This is a genomic window from Pseudomonas qingdaonensis (assembly GCF_018398475.1).
GTDB lineage: Bacteria > Pseudomonadota > Gammaproteobacteria > Pseudomonadales > Pseudomonadaceae > Aquipseudomonas > Aquipseudomonas palmensis.
Window position 1 is genome coordinate 3,350,839 of the sequence record NZ_CP074676.1, and the last position, 20,053, is coordinate 3,370,891.

At 66.3% G+C, this 20,053-nt stretch carries 18 protein-coding genes and 1 pseudogene; 3 read left to right on the forward strand and 16 right to left on the reverse strand.

Going from position 1 to position 20,053, the window contains the following annotated elements; genetic code table 11:
• Positions 1 to 33 precede the first annotated feature (33 nt).
• From paaZ to paaF, 15 genes and pseudogenes are all read right to left on the reverse strand, one after another.
• Positions 34 to 2,088 carry a phenylacetic acid degradation bifunctional protein PaaZ gene (gene paaZ, locus KH389_RS15210; protein WP_213605777.1) on the reverse strand — a complete coding sequence of 685 codons (2,055 nt, stop codon included), beginning with the start codon at positions 2,086 to 2,088 and terminating at the stop codon, positions 34 to 36.
• A gap of 32 nt (positions 2,089 to 2,120) precedes the next feature.
• Complete coding sequence (locus KH389_RS15215) at positions 2,121 to 3,362, reverse strand: OprD family porin (protein WP_043862998.1); 1,242 nt, start codon at positions 3,360 to 3,362, stop codon at positions 2,121 to 2,123.
• 31 nt (positions 3,363 to 3,393) lie between these two features.
• Positions 3,394 to 4,962, reverse strand: a pseudogene (locus tag KH389_RS15220) (cation acetate symporter); the annotation flags it as partial.
• The gene (locus KH389_RS15225; RefSeq protein ID WP_043863000.1) at positions 4,953 to 5,261 is read right to left on the reverse strand and encodes a DUF485 domain-containing protein; all 309 of its coding nucleotides are present in this window, start codon (positions 5,259 to 5,261) and stop codon (positions 4,953 to 4,955) included. The pseudogene KH389_RS15220 and the gene KH389_RS15225, both read right to left, overlap by 10 nt.
• Positions 5,262 to 5,379: 118 nt before the next feature.
• Entirely contained in the window at positions 5,380 to 6,456 is a 1,077-nt protein-coding gene (gene paaE, locus KH389_RS15230; protein WP_043863001.1) for a 1,2-phenylacetyl-CoA epoxidase subunit PaaE, read from the reverse strand.
• A gap of 31 nt (positions 6,457 to 6,487) precedes the next feature.
• Entirely contained in the window at positions 6,488 to 7,021 is a 534-nt protein-coding gene (gene paaD, locus KH389_RS15235) for a 1,2-phenylacetyl-CoA epoxidase subunit PaaD (RefSeq protein WP_054915435.1), read from the reverse strand.
• The gene (gene paaC / locus KH389_RS15240; protein WP_213605778.1) at positions 7,008 to 7,772 is read right to left on the reverse strand and encodes a 1,2-phenylacetyl-CoA epoxidase subunit PaaC; all 765 of its coding nucleotides are present in this window, start codon (positions 7,770 to 7,772) and stop codon (positions 7,008 to 7,010) included. Before paaC ends, paaD begins: the two co-directional genes overlap by 14 nt.
• Before the next feature lie 8 nt (positions 7,773 to 7,780).
• Complete coding sequence (gene paaB, locus KH389_RS15245) at positions 7,781 to 8,062, reverse strand: 1,2-phenylacetyl-CoA epoxidase subunit PaaB (RefSeq protein WP_043863004.1); 282 nt, start codon at positions 8,060 to 8,062, stop codon at positions 7,781 to 7,783.
• Positions 8,063 to 8,087: 25 nt separating this feature from the next.
• A complete protein-coding gene (paaA, locus tag KH389_RS15250; protein WP_054915436.1) occupies positions 8,088 to 9,077 on the reverse strand; it encodes a 1,2-phenylacetyl-CoA epoxidase subunit PaaA in 990 nt (329 codons plus the stop codon).
• A gap of 229 nt (positions 9,078 to 9,306) precedes the next feature.
• Positions 9,307 to 10,623, reverse strand: coding sequence for a phenylacetate--CoA ligase PaaK (gene paaK, locus KH389_RS15255; protein WP_043863006.1), 1,317 nt, complete (start codon positions 10,621 to 10,623; stop codon positions 9,307 to 9,309).
• Positions 10,624 to 10,705: 82 nt separating this feature from the next.
• Positions 10,706 to 11,911 carry a 3-oxoadipyl-CoA thiolase gene (pcaF, locus tag KH389_RS15260; protein WP_123752470.1) on the reverse strand — a complete coding sequence of 402 codons (1,206 nt, stop codon included), beginning with the start codon at positions 11,909 to 11,911 and terminating at the stop codon, positions 10,706 to 10,708.
• The gene (gene paaI, locus KH389_RS15265) at positions 11,904 to 12,353 is read right to left on the reverse strand and encodes a hydroxyphenylacetyl-CoA thioesterase PaaI (RefSeq protein ID WP_043863008.1); all 450 of its coding nucleotides are present in this window, start codon (positions 12,351 to 12,353) and stop codon (positions 11,904 to 11,906) included. Before paaI ends, pcaF begins: the two co-directional genes overlap by 8 nt.
• On the reverse strand, positions 12,346 to 13,920 hold the full coding sequence (gene paaH, locus KH389_RS15270) for a 3-hydroxyacyl-CoA dehydrogenase PaaH (RefSeq protein ID WP_043863009.1): 1,575 nt from the start codon (positions 13,918 to 13,920) through the stop codon (positions 12,346 to 12,348). Before paaH ends, paaI begins: the two co-directional genes overlap by 8 nt.
• Before the next feature lie 2 nt (positions 13,921 to 13,922).
• On the reverse strand, positions 13,923 to 14,714 hold the full coding sequence (paaG, locus tag KH389_RS15275) for a 2-(1,2-epoxy-1,2-dihydrophenyl)acetyl-CoA isomerase PaaG (protein WP_043863010.1): 792 nt from the start codon (positions 14,712 to 14,714) through the stop codon (positions 13,923 to 13,925).
• A 44-nt stretch (positions 14,715 to 14,758) separates the two neighbouring features.
• Complete coding sequence (gene paaF / locus KH389_RS15280; RefSeq protein ID WP_043863011.1) at positions 14,759 to 15,532, reverse strand: 2,3-dehydroadipyl-CoA hydratase PaaF; 774 nt, start codon at positions 15,530 to 15,532, stop codon at positions 14,759 to 14,761.
• A gap of 261 nt (positions 15,533 to 15,793) precedes the next feature.
• On the opposite strand from paaF, the gene paaY reads away from it, so the two are divergent.
• From paaY to feaR, 3 genes are all read left to right on the forward strand, one after another.
• Positions 15,794 to 16,390, forward strand: a complete 597-nt coding sequence (gene paaY / locus KH389_RS15285) for a phenylacetic acid degradation protein PaaY (RefSeq protein WP_043863012.1) — start codon at positions 15,794 to 15,796, stop codon at positions 16,388 to 16,390.
• Positions 16,391 to 16,463: 73 nt separating this feature from the next.
• The gene (gene paaX, locus KH389_RS15290; protein ID WP_054915441.1) at positions 16,464 to 17,387 is read left to right on the forward strand and encodes a phenylacetic acid degradation operon negative regulatory protein PaaX; all 924 of its coding nucleotides are present in this window, start codon (positions 16,464 to 16,466) and stop codon (positions 17,385 to 17,387) included.
• A gap of 66 nt (positions 17,388 to 17,453) precedes the next feature.
• On the forward strand, positions 17,454 to 18,362 hold the full coding sequence (gene feaR, locus KH389_RS15295) for a transcriptional regulator FeaR (protein WP_043863014.1): 909 nt from the start codon (positions 17,454 to 17,456) through the stop codon (positions 18,360 to 18,362).
• Between the two features lie 23 nt (positions 18,363 to 18,385).
• Here the strand turns inward: feaR and KH389_RS15300 are convergent, their stop codons facing one another.
• Complete coding sequence (locus tag KH389_RS15300) at positions 18,386 to 19,885, reverse strand: aldehyde dehydrogenase family protein (RefSeq protein WP_058541132.1); 1,500 nt, start codon at positions 19,883 to 19,885, stop codon at positions 18,386 to 18,388.
• Positions 19,886 to 20,053 lie beyond the last annotated feature (168 nt).

Consider the following 20,053-nt stretch of genomic DNA (forward strand, 5'->3'; position numbering starts at 1 on the left):
GCCGGCAAGGCCGGCTCCTACAGGCGAACAAGGTCAGGCCGGGCGCTTGAGCACCAGCGTCAGGATGTCGTAGCTGGCCACCAGCTCACCCAGCTGGTTGGTCACTTCCACATCCCACGCCACCACCCCTTGCGGCTGGCCCAGCGGGCTGGATTTGCCCTGGTCGATCTTGCGCTTGCAGGTCAGGCGCGCCTGGATGGTGTCGCCAATGCCCACCGGGCTGATGAAACGCAGGGTGTCCAGGCCATAGTTGGCCAGCACCGGCCCCTCGCCCGGCGAGACGAACAGCCCCGCCGCCGCCGACAACACGAAGTAGCCATGCGCAATGCGCTTGCCGAACTGCGATTGCCTGGCCGCAATGTCGTCGAAGTGCATGTAGAAATGATCCCCCGACAGGCAGCCGAAGTTCACCAGGTCCGCTTCGGTCACGGTACGTCGATGGGTCAGCAGCGACTCGCCGATGCGCAGCTCTTCGAAGTGACGACGGAACGGGTGCACCTCGCTCTCGTACACCTGGGCACCGCGCACATACTCGCCGGTCACCGCCATCAGCATGCTCGGCGAACCCTGCACTGCCGCACGCTGCAGGTAGTGCTTGACCGCCCGCAGCCCGCCCAGCTCTTCACCGCCACCGGCACGCCCAGGGCCGCCGTGCTTGAGCTGCGGCAAGGGCGAACCGTGCCCGGTGGACTCCGCCGCCGCCTCGCTGTCGAGGATCAGCAACCGACCGTGCCAGGCCGCAGCCACCGGAATGGCCTTGGCTGCCACCTCGCGGTCGGCGGTCACCAGGCTGGCCACCAGGCTGCCTTTGCCGCGCGCGGCCAGCGCCAGCGCTTCGTCCAGGTCGTGGTAGGCCATCAGCGTGCTCACCGGGCCGAAGGCCTCGATGTCGTGGGCACCGCCATCGGCGTGCGGGTCGCGTGCCTGCAGCAGGGTCGGCGCAAAGAACGCCCCTTCGCCCACGCCCTCGCCCCGTGGTTCGAAACCATCGCTGGCGCCGAACAGCTGGTCGCAGCTCTGCAGCAGGCTGCGCACCCGCTCGCCCACGTCGCGCTGCTGGTCATGGGAAGCCAGCGCGCCCATGCGCACGCCCTCCACCGACGGGTCGCCCACCACTACCTTGCTCAGGCGCTCGCGCAGGCGCGTGGCCACGGCGTCCAGGTGCTTGGCCGGCACGATGGCGCGGCGGATGGCGGTGCACTTCTGCCCCGCCTTGGTGGTCATCTCGCGCACCACTTCCTTGATGTACAGGTCGAACTCGGCATCGTCCGGCTTCACGTCCGGGCCCAGGATCGCGCAGTTGAGCGAGTCGGCCTCGGCGGTGAACGGCACCGAGTGGCGGATCAGGTTCGGGGTCACCCGCAGCTTGGCCGCGGTGTCGGCAGAACCGGTGAAGGTCACCACGTCCTGGCCTTGCAGGCGGTCGAGCAGGTCGCCGGTGCTGCCCACCACCAGTTGCAGGCTGCCGGCCGGCAGCAGGCCGGACTCATCCATCAGGCGCACCACCGCTTCGGTCAGGTAGCTGGTGGAGGTGGCCGGCTTGACGATGCACGGCATGCCGGCCAGAAAGGTCGGCGCGAACTTTTCAAGCATGCCCCAGATCGGGAAGTTGAACGCGTTGATGTGCACCGCAAGCCCCGCACGCGGCACCAGGATGTGGCTGCCGGCGAAGGTGCCCTGCTTGCCCAGCGGGATGGCCGGGCCTTCGTGCAGCAGGTTGCCCGAGGGCAGTTCGCGGCTGCCGATGCCGGCATAGGCGAACAGCGTGGCGTTGCCGCCCTCGATGTCGATCCAGCTGTCGGCGCGGGTAGCACCGCTGTGGTGGGACAGTGCGTAGAGCTGTTCCTTGCGCTCGGCCAGGTACAGCGCCAGGGCCTTGAGCCGCGCGGCACGCTGCTGGAAGTCCATCGCCATCAGGCTGCGCAGGCCCTCACGGCGCGCATGCTCGATGGCTTCGGCAAAGTCGGGCCGCTCTTCATGGCTGTACGCCAATACGTGCCCGTCCAGGGCGCTGCGCAGCGGCTGCGCGCCATGCTGGCCGAGCCAGCGGCCGGCGATGAAGCTTTGCAAGGTTGGGGCAACAGACATGAGGTGTCCTCCGGTTCTTTTAAGGGGCGCGCTTACCACAGCGCCAGGGTGTAGCCGATGATCAGGCGGTTCTCGTCCAGGCTGTTGGTCAAGCCGTTGCCTGAGCGGAAGGTGACGTTGCGCCAGCGCAGGCTGACGTTCTTCAACGGGCCGCTCTGCACCACGTAGGTGATGTCGGTGTCGCGTTCGCGCTCGCGGCCGTTGTCCACGGTCGCGGTCCTGGCATGACGCCCGTCGGTGTAGCGGGTCATGAAGCTCAGGCCCGGGATGCCCAGGGCGACGAAGTCGTAGTCGTAGCGCAGTTGCCAGGAGTCGAGCCCGGCGCGGGTGTAGGTGTTGTAGGTCACCAGGTTGACGGTGTACGGGTCGCCGCCGTTGAGGAACGGGAAGGCGCTGTCGCCCGACATCTGCTGGAAGGTGGCACTGACCTTGTGCGCGCCACTGGCCAGGGTGAACATGCCGTTGAAGTTGCGGTTGTCGATGCGCCCTGCCCGCTCGGCGCCGTCGCCACGGCTGTCGAAATAGCGCAGGTCGCTGCGCAGGCTCAGGCCCTCGCCCAGCGGCTGGGTGTGCACCAGGCCGACGAACTGCTGACGGTAGATCTGGTCGAGCTTGGCGTAGTAGTACGTCAGGTTCAGTTGCGGGGTGAAGGCATAGGTGCCGCCACCAAAATCGAAGCGGTCGCTGCTGGCCGCGCCATAGCCGATGTCGTCGCGGCTGGAGGAATCGCGCAGGTTGGCCTTGGTCAGCCGCCCGGCGTTGAACGTCAGGCCGTCGATCTCCTGGCTGGTCAGCAGGCCGCCCTGAAAGCTGGCGGCCAGCAGGCGGGTGTCGTTGTACACCACCACCGGCAGGATCGGCTGCAAGGTACCCAGGCGCAGCACGCTCTTTGAGGCGCGCAGCTTGGCGGTCAGGCCCAGCTCGCTGTAGTCGTCGGCCGGTTCCAGGCTGTCTGGCCCGAACGGCAGCAGCCCGGTGCCGCGCCGATCACGGCTGGAGTCGAGCTTGATGCCCAGTTGCCCCATGGCGTCGACGCCTACCCCGATCGGGCCATCGGTGAAGCCGGACTCGAACTTCACGGTAAAGCCCTGGGCCCACTCCTCGGCCTTGGATTGCGGCGCGTTGCTCTGGCGAAAATCGCGGTTGATGTAGTGGTTGCGCAACTCGACCTTGGCATGGCTGTCGTCGATGAAGTCGGCCAGGGCCGGCGCGGCGACCAGGGGCAAGGCAAAGCCGGCCAGCAGCGAAGCCGGCATGAAGCGAATGTGGTTCATTATTTTTATACCCGACAATCGTTTTGGTTTATTAGTGTTTGCTTGCGCCTGCGGCACCGATGCCGGTCATCGAGCGGATGAACTGCGCCAGGTAGCGGCCGCGTTCCTGCGCTGCCCGCTCCGAGGTGTCGGTGACCGAGAACACCCAGGCGCCCAGGAACGCCAGGCTCATGGAGAACAGCGCCGGGTTGCTGTAGGGGAACAGCGCCGTTTCGTTGTGCAGCACGTTGACCCACACCGCCGGGCTGAGCACCAGCAGCACGATGGCCGAGACCAGCCCGCTCATGCTGCCGATCACCGCGCCACGGGTGGTCAGGCCCTTCCAGTACATCGAGAGGAACAGCACCGGGAAATTCACCGAGGCGGCAATCGCCAGCACCAGCCCGGACAGGAACGCGATGTTCTGCGACTCGAACATCAGGCCCAGGATGATCGCCAGCACGCCGATGGCCAGGGTGGCGATGCGCGACACGCGCATCTCTTCCTTCTCGGTGGCCTGGCCCTTGCGGATCACGCAGGCGTACAGGTCGTGGGACACCGCCGAGGCGCCGGACAACGCCAGCCCGGCCACCACTGCCAGGATGGTGGCGAAGGCCACGGCCGAGATGAAGCCCAGGAACAGGTTGCCGCCCACGGCCTGCGCCAGGTGCACGGCGATCATGTTGCCGCCGCCGATGATCGCGCCGTTGACGTCGCGGTAGCTTGCGTCGGTGCCGACCATCACGATGGCGCCGAAGCCCACCATGATCAGTAGCAGGTAGAAGTAGCCAATGAAGCCGGTGGCGTAGAACACGCTCTTGCGCGCTTGCTTGGCGTCACTCACGGTGAAGAAGCGCATCAGGATATGCGGCAGCCCGGCGGTGCCGAACATCATGCCCAGGCCCAGGGAAATCGCGTCGATGGGGTTGGACAGCAGCCCGCCCGGGGCCATGATCGCGGTGCCCTTGGCGTGCACCTCGGTGGCGGCGCTGAACATCGCCTCGGTGCTGAAACCAAAGTGCTTGAGCACCATGAACGCCATGAAGCTGGTGCCCGAGAGCAGCAGCACGGCCTTGATGATCTGTACCCAGGTGGTGGCGAGCATGCCGCCGAAGGTCACGTAGAACACCATCAGCACGCCCACCAGCATCACCGCATACAGGTAGCTGATGCCGAACAGCAGCTCGATCAGCTTGCCGGCGCCGACCATCTGCGCCACCAGGTACATCAGTGCCACGGTCAGGGTGCCCAGGGCCGAGGTCAGGCGCACCGGGGTCTGGTCCAGGCGGTACGACACCACGTCGGCGAAGGTGTACTTGCCCAGGTTGCGCAGGCGCTCGGCAATCAGGAACAGGATGATCGGCCAGCCGGCCAGCACGCCCAGGGCGTACAGCAGGCCGTCATAGCCGTTGAGGAACATCATCGCGGAGATGCCTAGGAACGAGGCGGCGCTGATCATGTCGCCGGCGATGGCCAGGCCGTTCTGAAAGCCGGTGAGGCCGCCGCCTGCGGTGTAGAAGTCACTGGCCGAACGGGTGCGCTGTGCGGCCCAGCGGGTGATACCCAGGGTGAACACGACGAACAGCAGGAACATGCTGATGGCTGTCCAGTTCATTTCGCGCACTCCTGGCGGACCTTGTCGTTGAGCGGGTCGAGCACGTTGTTGGCGCGGTACACGTAGATCCCGGTGAGGCCGAAGGACACCAGCACCACCAGCACGCCGACCAGCATGCCGACGGTGGTCACGCCGCCGCTGAGCGATTGCCCCAGGGTGCTGGGGGAGAACGCCACCAGCAGCACGAAGCCGTAGTAGATGACCAGCATGGCCAGGGTCAGCGACCAGTTCAGGCGCTGCTTGCGCCGTACCAGTTGCTTGAAGTCGGGGTGCTTGCAGATGCTGTCGATGTCTTCGGGGGTCATTGGGGCGCTCTCTTGGTGTTGTTGTTTTAGTTTTCAGGGCACACAGGTGTTGCGGTGTTCAGGCGGGCCTCATCGCCGTGTAGGAGCCGGCCTTGCCGGCGATGGGACCGACGCGGTATCAGACCTGATCGAAGTCCAGCACCACCCTGTCGCTGACCGGGTACGTCTGGCACGACAGCACATACCCCGCCGCCACTTCGTAGTCCTCCAGGGCGTGGTTGCTGTCCATCTCCACCTCCCCTTCGATGACCTTGCACTTGCAGGTCGAGCACACCCCGGCCTTGCACGAGTACGGCAGCTCGGCGCCGATGGCATTGCCGGCATCCAGCACGCTGACGGTGTTGCGCGGCAGGTCGAAGGCCAGCGCCCGACCGTCGCTGATCACGGTGATCTGGCTGACGGCGGCGTCCAGCTGGCGTGCCGCCTCGCGGGCTTCACGCTTGCGTTCGTCGCCCGCCGCTGCGAACAGCTCGAAATGGATCTTCTCCCCCGCCATGCCATTGGCCTTGAGGCTGTCGCGCACGGTCTCGGTCATCGCCTGCGGGCCGCAGATGAAGGCGGCGTCCAGCGCCCTTGGGTCGAGCCAGCGCGAGAACAGCTGACCGCACTTGTCGGCGTCGATGCGCCCGTTGTACAGGTCCACGTCCTGCTGCTCGCGGCTGAACACGAAGATCAGGTTCAGGCGTTGCAGGTAGCGGTTCTTCAGGTCTTCGAGCTTGTCGCGAAACAGCGCGCCGGAGCTTGAGCGGTTGCCGTAGAGCAAGGTGAAGCGGCTGTCGGGTTCGCGCTCCAGGGTGGTCTTGATGATCGACAGGATCGGCGTGATGCCGCTGCCCGCCGCCACCGCCAGGTAGTTGCCGCGACGGGTCGGGTCCAGTGGCACATGGAAGCTGCCCGAAGGCGGCATCACTTCGAGGCTGTGGCCGACCTTGAGCACCTCGTTGGCAAACGCCGAGAAGCGCCCGCCGGCCACGCGCTTGATCGCCACGCGCAGCTCGCCGTCTTCCACGCCGCTGCAGATCGAGTACGAACGGCGCACTTCCTCGTCGTCCAGTTGCGTGCGCATCACCAGGTACTGGCCCTGGGTGAAACGGAAATCGTCCTGCAGGTGCGCCGGCACCTCGAAGGCAATCGACACCGCATCGCGGGTCTCGGCGCGCACATCCTTGATGGTCAGGCTGTGAAATTGACTCATGCTGTTCTCCCGCTGCACGGCGCCAGCGCGCTCAGATGCATTTGAAATAGTCGAAAGGTTCCAGGCACTCGCGGCACCGGTACAGGGCCTTGCAGGCCGTGGAGCCGAACTGGCTGAGCAGCTCGGTGTGGCTGCTGGCGCACACCGGGCACAGCACCTGCGGGCTTTCGCCCAGCAGGCTGCGCTTGCTGGCACTGCCCACGGGCGGCGCGATGCCATAGGCACGCAGGCGCTCGCGCCCCTGCTCGGTGATCCAGTCGGTGCTCCAGGCCGGCGTCAGGCGCCGCTCCAGGCACGGCGCGGCGAACCCGGCCTGCTCCAGCGCCTGGCGGATATCGCCCTCGATCACCTCGGTGGCCGGGCAGCCCGAATAGGTCGGCGTGACCACAAGGTGCAGGTGGCCGGCCTGCCAGTGCAGGTCGCGCACTATCCCGAGGTCGACCACGCTGACCACCGGCACTTCCGGGTCCATCACCTGCTCCAGCACCGTCCAGGCGTGGCTCAGGTCATCGGCCCGCAGTGCCCGCGCACCGTGGTCGCTGGCGATCAGCTCACCAGGTTGCATCGGGGTAGGCCCGTGGCAAAAACTGCATTTCGGCCAGCAGGATGCCCAGGTGCTCGGTGTGCATGCCGGTACGCCCGCTGAGGTAGAAGTGGCTGGCCGCAGGCGGCAGCGACAGTTCGACCGAGGCGAAGGTGACCTCGACCTGGTGCAGCCATGCCGCGCCGACCTGCGCCGGGTCGGCGCCGATGCCCGCTGCGGCCAGGCGGGTTTCAGCCTCGCTGCCGCTGGCCAGCTCCACGGTGAAGCGCCACACCTGCGTGATGGCCGCGAGCATGCGCCGGCGACTTTCGTCGGTGCCGCCACCCAGGCGCTGCACCCATTCACTGGAGCGACGCAGGTGGTAGGTGACCTCCTTGAGCGCCTTGGCGGCGATGCCGGCGATGCGCAGGTCGGTGGAGTCGCACAGGCCCTTGAGCACCTGCAGGTGCCAGGCGTCGAACAGGAACTGCTTGGCCATGGTCACGGCGAAATCGCCGTTGGGCTGCTCCACCAGCAGCAGGTTGCGGTAGGCGCGCTCGTCGCGGCGAAACGCCAGGTCGTCGGCATCGCGGCCGTCGGCCAGCAGCTCGGCGGCGTAGTCCAGCCAGTTGCGCGCCTGGCCCACCAGGTCCAGGCCGACGTTCATCAGCGCCAGCTCTTCCTCGATGGCCGGCGCCTTGCCGCACCACTCGCACAGGCGCTGGCCCTGGATCAGGGCGCTGTCGCCCAGCAGCAGCAGGTAATGGATCAGATCGTCTTGGGTGCTGTTCATGGTCGACCTCACATGTGTCCGACTTCGTCGGGCAGCTCGTAGAAGCTGGCGTGCCGGTAGACCTTGTCGTCGGCCGGGTCGAACAGCGGGTCCTTCTCGTCCGGCGAGGAGGCCACGATCAGCGCCGAGGGCACCACCCACAGGCTTACGCCTTCGCTGCGGCGGGTGTACAGCTCGCGGGCGTTCTCGATGGCCATGGCGTCGTCGGCGGCATGCACGCTGCCCACATGCTTGTGGTTCAGGCCGTGCTTGCTGCGCACGAACACTTCGTAGAGGGTCCAGACAGACATCGTGTATCTCCCATCAGTCGCCGGTTCAGGCGGCGTTCTTGTTCTGTTGTTTGCGGGCGTAGGCGACGGCGGCTTCACGCACCCAGGCGCCGCTTTCGATGGCATTGCGCCGGGTGGCCAGGCGTTCCTGGTTGCACGGGCCGTTGCCCTTGAGCACGTCGAAGAATTCCTGCCACTGGATGGCGCCGAAATCGTAGTGGCCGCGCTCGGCGTTCCACTTCAGGTCGGGGTCGGGGGCGGTGCAGCCCAGCAGTTCGAGCTGCGGGATGGTCTGGTCGACGAAGCGCTGGCGCAATTCGTCGTTGCTCTGGCGTTTGATCTTCCAGGCCATCGACTGCGCGCTGTTGGGCGAGTTGTCGTCGCTGGGGCCGAACATCATCAGCGCCGGCCACCACAGGCGGTTGATCGCGTCCTGCACCATGTCCTTCTGGGCCTGGGTGCCGTGGCGCATCATGGTCAGCAGAATCTCGTAGCCCTGGCGCTGGTGAAAGCTCTCTTCCTTGCAGATGCGCACCATGGCCCGTGCGTAGGGGCCGTAGGAGGTGCGCTGCAGCACCACCTGGTTGACGATGGCCGCGCCATCCACCAGCCAGCCCACTGCGCCCATGTCGGCCCAGTTGAGGGTCGGGTAGTTGAAGATGCTGGAGTACTTGGCCTTGCCGCTGTGCAGCTTGGCGATCTCTTCGTCGCGATCGGCGCCCAGGGTTTCCATGGCGCTGTACAGGTACAGGCCGTGGCCGGCTTCGTCCTGGATCTTGGCCATCAGCTGCAGCTTGCGCTTGAGGGTCGGGGCACGGGTGACCCAGTTGCCCTCGGGCAGCATGCCGACGATCTCGGAGTGGGCGTGCTGGGAAATCTGGCGGATGAGGGTCTGACGATAGGCGTCGGGCATCCAGTTCTTGGCTTCGATCTTGATTTCGGCGTCGATCTTTTCCTGGAAGGCACGTTCCTGGGGCGACATCTCGTCCAGGGACTTGATGCGTTTGACGCCGGTTTCGACAAGCTGTGCGTACATGTTCGGGCTCCCGCCTCAAGGCTGGTTGGGCATGGGAGTATTTATAAGCGATACACAATTCAATATCAAACAGCTTTTTAGTGTATCTAATGTTTTTTTGTATCGCTTTGCACTGAAAGCGGACCGCTACGCGCTCCATCGCGGGTCAAGCCCGCTCCCACAGGAACACGCTTTATCCAAGAACAAAAAAAAGCCCCGACCAGGTCGGGGCTTCGGCAGCCATCAGCTATCAGCTGGCCAGACGCTTGTCATACACATGACAGGCCTTGCCTTCCGAACGTTTCAGCGTGCCCAACGGCTGCAGCACGATGCGCGTGCTGATGCCGATGTAGGTCTTGATCTGCTTGCCCAGCTCGGCGGTCAGCAGCCTGCGCTGGGCCTCGTCGTAGTGCTGGCATTCGGCACGCAGCTCCACGTGCACATCCACCGTGTCGAGATTTCCATCACGATACAGATAAATCTCATAGCACTCTGAAAACTGTTTTATTTTCAGAACCTGTTCCTCGACCTGGGTCGGGAACACGTTGACCCCACGCACGATGAGCATGTCGTCGCTGCGCCCGGTGATCTTGTCGATGCGCCGCATTGGCCGCGCGGTGCCGGGCAACAGGCGCGTCAGGTCGCGGGTGCGGTAGCGGATCATCGGCAGCGCCTCCTTGCTCAGCGAGGTGAACACCAGCTCGCCCATCTGTCCGTCAGGCAGCACCACACCGGTCACCGGGTCGATGATTTCGGGGTAGAAGTGGTCTTCCCAGAGGGTCGGCCCGTCCTTGGTCTCGGCGCACTCCATGGCCACGCCCGGGCCCATGATTTCCGACAGCCCGTAGATATCCAGCGCGGTGATGCCCATGCGCTGCTCGATGGAGCGGCGCAGCTCGTCGGTCCACGGCTCGGCACCGAAGATCCCCAGGCGCAGCGCCAGCTTGTGCGGGTCCAGCCCCTGACGCTCGATTTCGTCGGCCAGGTTGAGCATGTACGAGGGCGTGACCATGATGATGTCCGGCTGAAAGTCGTTGATCAGCTGCACCTGCTTCTCGGTCTGCCCGCCCGACATCGGGATCACCGTGCAGCCCAGGCGTTCGGCGCCGTAATGCGCGCCCAGCCCGCCGGTGAACAGCCCGTAGCCATACGACACATGCACCTTGTCGCCCTTGCGCCCGCCCGCGGCGCGGATCGAGCGCGCCACCACGTTGGCCCAGGTGTCGATATCGTTCTGCGTGTAGCCCACCACCGTCGGCTTGCCGGTGGTGCCGCTGGAGGCGTGCACCCGCACCACGTCATGCATGGGCACGGCGAACATGCCGTAGGGGTAGTTGTCGCGCAGGTCGGTCTTGGTGGTGAACGGGAATCGGGCCAGGTCGTCCAGCGAACGCACCTCGTCGGGGTGCACCCCCAACTGGTCGAAGCGCTGGCGGTACAGCGGCACGTTCTGGTAGGCGTGGGACAGGCTCCAGCGCAGGCGGTCAAGCTGGTGCTGGCGCAGTTCGTCGATGCTGGCGGTCTCCAGCGGGTCGAGTACAGCAGTGTTCAAGGCGGCCATGTTCATGTGTTCACTCTGATTCTTTTTATGGTTCAGCCCCTGACGGGCCCGAGTGTGGGAGCTGCACGGCTCCCGCTGTATTGCCGGCTCAGGTTCGCTCGATGATCATCGCGATACCCTGCCCCACGCCGATGCACATCGTGCACAGCGCGTACCGCCCGCCGCGCTGCTCCAGTTCCACCAGTGCGGTGGTCACCAGGCGAGCGCCGCTCATGCCCAGCGGATGCCCCAGGGCGATGGCGCCGCCATTGGGGTTGACCCGCGGGTCGTCGTCAGCCAGCCCGAGCTCGCGCAGCACCGCCAGGCCCTGCGCAGCGAAGGCTTCGTTCAGCTCGATGACATCCATGTCGGCCAGGTTCAGGTTGGCCAGTTCCAGTACCTTGCGCGTGGCCGGCACCGGGCCGATGCCCATGATGCGCGGCTCGACGCCGGCCGTGGCCATCGCCACCACCCGCCCACGGGCCTTGAGCCCGAAGCGCGCAGCCTGCGCCGGGCTTGCCAGCAGCAGCGCACAGGCACCGTCGTTGACCCCCGAGGCATTGCCCGCCGTGACACTGCCGCCCTCGCGAAACGGCGTACCCAGGCGTTGCAGCATCTGCAGCGTGGTGTCGCCACGCGGGTGTTCGTCGTGCTCGACGCGCCTGGGCTCGCCCTTGCGCTGGGCAATCGACACCGGCACGATCTCCTGCGCCAGGCGCCCGCTGGCCTGGGCAGCCGCCGCACGTTGCTGGCTGCGCAGGGCGAAGGCGTCCTGGTCGGCACGGGAAATGCCGAACTGTGCGGCGACGTTTTCGGCAGTCTCCGGCATCGAGTCGATACCATACGCCTTTTCCATCGCGGCGTTGACGAAGCGCCAGCCAATGGTGGTGTCGTACAGTTGCGCCTGGCGCGAGAAGGCCTGTTCGGCCTTGCCCATCACCAGCGGTGCGCGCGACATCGACTCCACCCCGCCCACCAGCAGCAGGCCGGCTTCGCCACTGCGGATCGAGCGTGCGCCCAGGCCGATGGCGTCCATGCCCGAGCCGCACAGGCGGTTGACCGTGGTGCCCGGCACTTCTATCGGCAGGCCGGCCAGCAGCGCCGACATGCGCGCCACGTTGCGATTGTCTTCGCCGGCCTGGTTGGCGCAGCCGAACAGCACGTCGTCCACCTGTGACCAGTCCACCTGCGGGTGGCGCGCCATCAGCGCACGCAGCGGCACCGCGCCCAGGTCGTCGGCACGTACCGTGCTCAGCGCGCCGGCATAGCGCCCGATGGGGGTGCGCACGGCGTCGATGATAAGGGCGTCATTCATCTGCGGTCTCCTGGGCAAGCACTGTGCCTTGCACCTTGTAAGATTTGCCATGGAACAGCGCGATCAGCTGCCCGTTCTGGTTTTCCACACGCACGTCGTAGTTGCCGGTGCGTCCACCACGGCTCTGCTCGACGCAACTTGCATTGAGCGTGTCGCCCATCAGTGCCGGGGCGATGTAGTCGATGCTGCAGCCCAGGCCGATGGTGACCTGGTTGTAGGTGTTGCAGGCCACGGCAAACGCCGAGTCGGCCAGGGTGAAGATGTAGCCGCCATGGCAGGTGCCATGGCCCTGGATCATGTCGGCGCGCACCGGCATGCTCAGGCGCGCCCTGCCCGGCGCGACGCTCAGCAGTTGCATGCCCAGCGCGAGGCTGGCGCGGTCACGGGCGAGCATGGCCTGGGCACATTGGCTGGCAAGCTCGGTGGCGTTCAGGTCAGTCATGCAATGCCCTCCCCTCGGCGACCGTGCGCCGCAGCAGCAGTGATGGCCGGTAGCGGCTTTCGCCGTAGGCGGCCTGCAGATTGTCGAGTACCGCCAGCACCTGCGTCGGGCCGATGGCGTCGGCCCAGGCCAGCGGGCCTTGGGGGTAGTTCACGCCCTTGCGCATGGCCAGGTCGACATCCGCCGCCGTGGCCACGCCCTGCAGCACCGCGTCGGCGGCTTCGTTGGCAAGCATGGCCACGGTGCGCATCACCAGCAGCCCCGGCACGTCGGCCAGCGGGCTGACCACCAGGCCCGCGGCCTGCAGCAAGGCCACAGCCTGGTCGCGGGCAGCGGGGGTGGTGTCGGCGGACCAGCTGATGCCGATGCGCCCAGCGGTGGCGTAGTCCAGCGCCAGGTCGAACAGCACGAGGTTGTGCAAGCCTTCGTCGCGGGCACGCTGGCTGGCCAGGCGACCGTCGGTCAGGGCCAGCACGGCGTCGCCCACGCGTATGACTGCGTGCCCGCATCGCGGGTCAAGCCCGCTCCCACAACGACCGGTGGGCGCGGGCTCGACCCGCGACGGGGCCCGCGACACCTTTATGCCGTGCGCCTCGATACGCGCCAGCAAGCCCTGCGCAATGCCCAGGTCGCCTTCGACTTCACAGGCCTCGATGCGCAAACCACTGCGCAGCTCGCTGACCACCGGGCGCGCGGCCGAGGGCCCATAGTCATAGAACCCCTGCCCGCTCTTGCGTCCCAGCCGGCCGGCATCCACCAGCGCCGCCTGGATCAGCGACGGCTGGAAGCGCATGTCGCCGTAATAGGCATCGAACACCGAACAGGTGACCGCGTAGTTGACGTCATGCCCGATCAGGTCGGTCAGCTCGAACGCACCCATGCGAAAGCCGCCGGCCTCGCGCATCAGCGCATCCAGCGTGGCGCACTCGGCCGCACCCTCCTGCAACAGGCGCAGGCTTTCGGCATAGAACGGACGCGCCACGCGGTTGACGATGAAGCCCGGGCTGGAGCTGGCATGCACCGGCGCCTTGCCCCAGGCCCTGGCCGTTGCATACAGGCTGGCCGCTACCTGCGGTGCCGTGGCCAGCCCCGAGACGATCTCGACCAGCGCCATGACCGGCGCAGGGTTGAAGAAGTGCACGCCCACGAACCGCTCGGGCCGCGCCAGGCCGGCCGCGATGCGGGTGATCGACAGCGACGAGGTGTTGCTGGCCAGCACGCAGTCGGCCGTGCAGATTGCTTCCAGGCGAGCAAACAGCTCGCGCTTGGCGTCGAGGTTCTCGACGATGGCCTCGATCACCAGCCCCGCATCCGCCAGCTCGTCGAGCGCCTGCACCGCGTGCAGGCGCGCCAGGGTGGCCTCGCGCTGCGCGGGGTCGAGCTTGCCCTTCTCCACCCGCTTGCCCAGTTGCACACCCAGCCCCTCGATGGCCGCGCTCGCCGCCCCCGGGCGGCTGTCGTGCAGCAGCACCGGATGCCCGGCCTGCGCCGCCACCTGGGCAATGCCGGCGCCCATGGCCCCGGCACCGATCACCGCCACCACAACGCTTGTGTCCAGTGCGCTCATGCTCAGCACCCCTTGAACACGGGGGCGCGCTTGGCCATGAAGGCGGCCACGCCCTCGCGGTAGTCCTCGCTGCGCCCGGCCAGGCGCTGCAGGTCGCGCTCCAGGTCCAGTTGCTGGTCAAGGCTGTTGTCCAGGCTGGCATTGAGCCCGCGCTTGATCAGTGCCAGGCCCGAGGTGGGCTGTGTCGCCAGCTGTCGCGCCAGGCCCAGGGCCTCGTCGCGCAGGGCCTCGTCGTCGACGCAGCGGTAGATCAGCCCCCACTGCTCGGCCTGCTCGGCCGACAGCTTGTTGCCCAGCAGCGCCAGGGCCTTGGCCCGCGCCACGCCGACCAGCCGCGGCAGGAACCAGGTACCGCCCGAGTCGGGCACCAGGCCGAGTTTGCAGAACGCCTGGATGAAGCTGGCCGAACGCGCCGCCAGCACCAGGTCGCAGGCCAGCGGGATGTTCGCCCCGGCGCCGGCGGCCACGCCGTTGACCGCGCAGATCACCGGCAGCGGCAAATCGCGCAGGGCGCGAATCAGCGGGTTGTAGAATTTTTCGATGGACTCGCCCAGGTCGGGCATCTGCGCACCGGGCGCGACGTTGCGGTCGGACAGGTCCTGCCCGGCACAGAAGCCGCGCCCTTCACCGGTAAGCAGCAGCACACGCACCTGGGCATTGGCGCGTACCTGCTTGAGCGCCTCCTTCACTTCGGCGTGCATCTGCGCGTTGAAGCTGTTGAGTTGCTCGGGACGGTTCAGGCGCAGAAAGGCCACGCCGTCGTCTATGTCGAAAAGAATGTGCTCGAAGGTCATGACCAGTACCGCTCGCAAGGTTGAAGTAAAAGGGGCCGGCGCACTCAGCGGCCGGTGAACACCGGGGCGCGTTTTTCGCGAAAGGCACTGATGCCCTCGCGCCGGTCATCGGTGGCGGCCAGCACGGTGAAGGCGTGGCGCTCGAAACGCAGGCCGCTGGCAAGGTCGGTGTCCATGGCCTTGAGCAGCGATTCCTTGGCCAGGCGCACGGCCAGCGGGGCCTTGCGCGCGATGGCCTGGGCGATCTGCACGGCGCGCTCGACGGTGAATTCGGGTTGGGTGATTTCGCTGACCAGGCCGACCTGTTGCGCGGTGCGCGCATCGATGGGCTCGCCGGTGAGCACCATCTGCATGGCCATGGACTTGCCCACCGCGCGCAGCAGACGCTGGGTGCCGCCGGCGCCAGGCATGATGCCCAGGTTGATTTCCGGCTGGCCGAAGCGCGCATCCACGCCCGCCACGATGATATCGGCGTGCATCGCCAGCTCGCAGCCACCGCCCAGGGCAAAGCCGTTGACGGCCGCCACCAGGGGCTTGCTGAAGCGGCTGATCTGCTGCCAACAGGCAACACGCGGGTCGTTGAGGATGCCCACCGCATCGCGCTCGGCCATCTCGTTGATGTCGGCGCCGGCGGCAAACGCCTTGCGGCTGCCGGTGAGCACCACGGCGCGGCAGCTGTCGTCACGCTCCAGGCGCTCGAGTTCGGCTGCCAGCTCGCCGAGCAGGCGGGTGTTGAGGGCATTGAGCACCTCGGGGCGGTGCAGCGTCACCAGGCAGATGCCGGCGTGGGAGTTATCAAGCAACAGGGTGTCAGGCATGACGGTCACCGCACGGGCCAGTCGAGGCTGGCTGTTATTGTTGGGTCGAGGCCGATTGCGGCAGAGTATAGCCACAATACGATACACAAAATCAACATTGCTGTGACTTGTCTGTGTCTGTTTGTTTTCCATCCGTGCCAAACAAAACTTGTAAATACTGTGTTTATCGCGAGAACAGCGCCAAGAAGCGATACATAGAAGCATTGCAAACAAGTAACAATACGTTATATTCGCTGTCATCCCCGTCCACAGGAAACCGACATGACCTGCTACAGCCTTGGCGGAATCACCCCGGTCATCGACCCCAGCGCCTACGTGCACCCTTCGGCGGTGCTGATTGGCGACGTGATCGTCGGCCCCGACTGCTATGTAGGCCCGCTGGCCAGCCTGCGCGGCGATTTCGGACGCATCATTCTCGAACAGGGCGCCAACCTGCAGGACACCTGCGTGATGCACGGCTTCCCCGACAGCGACACGGTGATCGAGCGCAACGGGCACGTGGGCCACGGCGCCGTGCTGCACGGCTGCCGCATCGGTGCCGATGCGCTGGTGGGCATGAATGCGGTGGTCATGGACGGCGCCGTGATCGGTGCCTGCTCGATCGTCGGTGCCACCGCCTTCGTCAAGGCCGGCTTCGACTGCCCGCCCCGCTCGCTGGTGGTGGGCTCGCCGGCCCAGGTCAAACGCAGCCTGAGCGACGCTGAAGTGCACTGGAAGCAGGGCGGCACGGGCGAGTACCACGCACTGACCCGGCGCTGCCTGGAGCAGATGGTGGAATGCAGCCCCTTGAGCCAACCCGAACAGGACCGCAGACGTGTCAGCGACAGTACGTTCCGCCCGAAAAACCACACGGCCTGAAGTGCCGGCGGCAACGCTGGCCTTGAAGGACAAACGGCAGTTATATTCCGGGGTTTCACCCAGCGGATCCTCCATGTCGTCGCTCGCGCCCCTCAATCAGCTCGTCACCCGTTTCCAGGAACAGATCCCGATCCGTGCCAGTTCGCTGATCGTCACCCTGTATGGCGATGCCATCGAACCCCACGGCGGCACCGTGTGGCTGGGCAGCCTGATCCAGTTGCTCGAGCCCTTCGGCATCAACGAGCGGCTGATCCGCACCTCGATGTTCCGCCTGACCAAGGAAGGCTGGCTGACCGCCGAAAAGGTCGGCCGGCGCAGCTACTACAGCCTCACCGGTGCCGGGCGGCGGCGTTTCGACAAGGCCTTCAAGCGGGTGTACAGCTCGGTGGTGCCGCAGTGGGATGGCTCCTGGCACCTGGCGATGCTCACCCAGCTGTCTGCCGACAAGCGCAAGCAGGTACGCGAAGAGCTCGAATGGCAGGGCTTTGGCGCCATCTCGCCGGTGGTGCTGGCCAGCCCGCGGGCCGACCGCACCGACATCAACGCCACCCTGCTGGACCTGGACGCGCTGGAAGACACCATCCTGTTCGAGACCACCGGCCAGGACGTGATGGCCTCCCGCGCCTTGCGTGCCCAGGTGCGCGAAAGCTGGCGTATCGAGGAACTGGGGGCGCAGTACAGCGAGTTCATCCAGCTGTTTCGCCCGGTGTGGCAGGCGCTGCGCGAGCAGGACAGCCTGCAGCCGATGGACTGCTTCATGGTGCGCCTGTTGCTGATTCACGAGTACCGCAAGCTGCTGCTGCGCGACCCGCACCTGCCCGACGAACTGCTGCCGGGCGACTGGGAAGGCCGCGCCGCACGCCAGCTGTGCCGCAACCTGTACCGACTGACCTGTGCCCCGGCCGAACAGTGGCTGAGCAGTGCGATGGAAACCGCAGACGGCCCGCTGCCCGATGCCAGCGAAAACTTCTACCGGCGCTTCGGCGGGCTGCGCTAACCTGCAGCGCGTGCCCCCAGCCATCACATGCACCCTAACAACAATGCCAGGTGTGAGGTGTGACCCATGAATACCGCTACTGCCCAGCAGCACTTCCAGCAATGGCTGGCCGACATCAACCATGCCTGCGGCGAGTTCGACGGTGCCGCGCTGGGGGATGCGTTCAGCGGTGAGATTCGCCCCCGCCAGCTGGGCGCCCTGCGCTTCAGTCACGTGAGCAGCTCTCACGCGCGGCTGCTGCGCACGCCGCGCGAGGTGCAGCGCAGCAGCGAACACAAGTACTTTGCGGTGTTCCAGCTCAAGGGCATGGCCAACATGGCCCAGGACGACGCCCGCGAAGTGCTGATGCCGGGGGACATCCTGCTGATCGACAGTGCACGCCCCAGCGACTTCACCTTTGGCGATGCCTCCCAGCAGATCTCGCTGATACTGCCCCACGACCGGGTCGACCAGCTGCTGCGCTTCACCCCGGTGGAGATCGGGCGCAAGATCCCGGCCGGCTCGCCGGTCGCCCTGCTCGCCCAGCAGATGCTGTTGTCCTCGACCCAGCTGGACGAGGTGAGCCTGGCCGAAAGCGAAGCGGTGATCGATGCGCTGATCAGCCTGATGCGCCCGGCACTGTGCGGCAGCGACAGCAACCCCGACCCGCATGAACGCATCTTTCGCAAAAGCCTGGCGCTGATCGAGACGCACATTGCCGACGAGGCGCTGTGCCCGGAGATGATCGCGCGCGACATCGGCGTGTCGATGCGCGGGCTGTACCGGGTGTTCGCCAAGAAGGGCCTGGTGATCGCGCAGTACATCAAGAACCGGCGCCTGGACATCTGCGCCGAAACCCTGCGCAACCCGCAGTCGACCCTCAAGCTGTCGGCGCTGGGGTACACCTGGGGCTTCTCCAACAGCAGCTACTTCACCACCGCGTTCAAGCAGCGCTTCGGCGTATCGCCCGGCGAGTACCGCAAGCGCTACAGCTGAGCGCCTGCGGCCTGCCAGCCGCCTCAGTGGCGGATGCACACCGACTTGGTCTCGGTGAAGGCGTCCAGCCAGTCGACGCCGAAATCACGCCCGGTACCGGATTGCTTGAAGCCGCCAAACGGCATGTTGGCATCGATCAGGGTGTGGCTGTTGACCCACACGGTGCCGGCCTCGATGCGCGGGGTGAGGTCCATGGCCGACTTGAGGCTGGTGGTCCACAGGCTGGCGGTCAGGCCATAGTCGCTGTCGTTGGCGCGGGCCAGCGCTTCTTCCACATCGGCCACGCGGGTCAGGCTCAGCACCGGGCCGAACACTTCGCTGCGGGTCAGGCGCAGGTTGTCGTCGGGGTTGAGGATCAATGACGGGCTGACGTAGTAGCCATTGGCATCCGGCGCGCTGGCACCGCTGATGATCTGCGCGCCCTGCTCGCGGGCATCGGCCAGGTAGGCCTGCACCGACTGCTGGTGCGCGCCGGAAGCCAGGGCGTTGATCTGCGCGCTGGGGTCCAGGCCCGGGCCTACGCTCAGCCCCTTGATCGCCTGCTCGAAATCCGCTGCCAGGCGGTCGAACAGCGGCGCCTCGACATAGATACGCGAACTGGCGGCGCACACCTGCCCCTGGTTGAGGAAGCTGCCCATCATCAGGCCTTCGATCACCTGCTGCGGGTCGGCGTCGGCCAGCACGATGGCCGGGTTCTTGCCACCCAGTTCCAGTGACAGGCGCGTCAGGCGGTCGACCGCCGAACGGGCAATGTGCTTGCCGGTGGCGGTAGAGCCGGTAAAGCTGATCTTCGCCACCCGCGGGTGGCTGGTGAGGGCGCTGCCGCATACGCTGCCGCTGCCGGTGATCAGGTTGAACACGCCGTCCGGAATGCCGGCCTCGGTGGCCAGCTCGGCCATGCGCATCAGGGTCAACGGGGTGATCTCGGAGGGCTTGATGACGATCGAGCAGCCGGCCGCCAGGGCGGGCATCACCTTCCACATGCCGATCATCAGCGGGAAGTTCCACGGCACGATGCCAGCCACCACGCCGACCGGCTCCTTGCGCGTATAGGCGGTGTAGCGGGCGCCTTCAGGCACCGGGATCGACACATCCAGGGTGCGCCCGCAGATCTTGGTGGTGAGGCCGGCGGTGTAGCGCATCCAGTTCAGGGTGCTGCCGACTTCGAAGGCGCGGGCGATGTTGATCGACTTGCCTTGTTCCAGGGTTTCGAGCTGGGCCAGCTCTTCACCGTGCTGTTCGAGCAAATCGGCGTAGCGCAGCAGGATACGCTCGCGCTCGGCCGGGGCGCGGCGCGCCCACACGCCACTGACGAATGCCCGATGCGCCGATTGCACGGCCTGGTCGACATCCTCGGCGCTGGCATCGGGGGTCACGGCAATGGGTTGGCCGTTGGCCGGGTTGAAGACGGTAAGGGTCTGGCTGGAGGTGGACGGCCGCCAGCCGCCATTGATGTACAGGCCGTGTTGGCGTCCGAGAAAACGCTGGACACTGGCTAGCAGGGGTACGGTGCCGGCAGTCATGAACACTCCTTTTGTTATGGTTGGGAACATCCCAGGAGAGTGTATGGCGCTGCTGAAGGTGGGGTGTTTCGCTGGCTGCCAGGGAGGTTGGCGGGTGTGCCAATGTGGTGGGTGGTGTGGCTGTTCGCCAGCAAGGCTGGCTCCTACAGGAGCAGGCCTTGCTGGCGA

What these genes read in the sequence shown, in the direction of transcription:
- paaH (WP_043863009.1), bottom strand. Translation starts at nt 13,920, where the DNA reads ATGAGCGCACTGGACACAAGCGTTGTGGTGGCGGTGATCGGTGCCGGG.
- paaX (WP_054915441.1), top strand. Translation starts at nt 16,464, where the DNA reads ATGTCGTCGCTCGCGCCCCTCAATCAGCTCGTCACCCGTTTCCAGGAA.
- paaA (WP_054915436.1), bottom strand. Translation starts at nt 9,077, where the DNA reads ATGTACGCACAGCTTGTCGAAACCGGCGTCAAACGCATCAAGTCCCTG.
- paaY (WP_043863012.1), top strand. Translation starts at nt 15,794, where the DNA reads ATGACCTGCTACAGCCTTGGCGGAATCACCCCGGTCATCGACCCCAGC.
- paaB (WP_043863004.1), bottom strand. Translation starts at nt 8,062, where the DNA reads ATGTCTGTCTGGACCCTCTACGAAGTGTTCGTGCGCAGCAAGCACGGC.
- paaF (WP_043863011.1), bottom strand. Translation starts at nt 15,532, where the DNA reads ATGCCTGACACCCTGTTGCTTGATAACTCCCACGCCGGCATCTGCCTG.
- paaK (WP_043863006.1), bottom strand. Translation starts at nt 10,623, where the DNA reads ATGAACATGGCCGCCTTGAACACTGCTGTACTCGACCCGCTGGAGACC.
- KH389_RS15300 (WP_058541132.1), bottom strand. Translation starts at nt 19,885, where the DNA reads ATGACTGCCGGCACCGTACCCCTGCTAGCCAGTGTCCAGCGTTTTCTC.
- paaC (WP_213605778.1), bottom strand. Translation starts at nt 7,772, where the DNA reads ATGAACAGCACCCAAGACGATCTGATCCATTACCTGCTGCTGCTGGGC.
- paaE (WP_043863001.1), bottom strand. Translation starts at nt 6,456, where the DNA reads ATGAGTCAATTTCACAGCCTGACCATCAAGGATGTGCGCGCCGAGACC.
- feaR (WP_043863014.1), top strand. Translation starts at nt 17,454, where the DNA reads ATGAATACCGCTACTGCCCAGCAGCACTTCCAGCAATGGCTGGCCGAC.
- pcaF (WP_123752470.1), bottom strand. Translation starts at nt 11,911, where the DNA reads ATGAATGACGCCCTTATCATCGACGCCGTGCGCACCCCCATCGGGCGC.
- KH389_RS15215 (WP_043862998.1), bottom strand. Translation starts at nt 3,362, where the DNA reads ATGAACCACATTCGCTTCATGCCGGCTTCGCTGCTGGCCGGCTTTGCC.
- paaD (WP_054915435.1), bottom strand. Translation starts at nt 7,021, where the DNA reads ATGCAACCTGGTGAGCTGATCGCCAGCGACCACGGTGCGCGGGCACTG.
- paaZ (WP_213605777.1), bottom strand. Translation starts at nt 2,088, where the DNA reads ATGTCTGTTGCCCCAACCTTGCAAAGCTTCATCGCCGGCCGCTGGCTC.
- KH389_RS15225 (WP_043863000.1), bottom strand. Translation starts at nt 5,261, where the DNA reads ATGACCCCCGAAGACATCGACAGCATCTGCAAGCACCCCGACTTCAAG.
- paaG (WP_043863010.1), bottom strand. Translation starts at nt 14,714, where the DNA reads ATGACCTTCGAGCACATTCTTTTCGACATAGACGACGGCGTGGCCTTT.
- paaI (WP_043863008.1), bottom strand. Translation starts at nt 12,353, where the DNA reads ATGACTGACCTGAACGCCACCGAGCTTGCCAGCCAATGTGCCCAGGCC.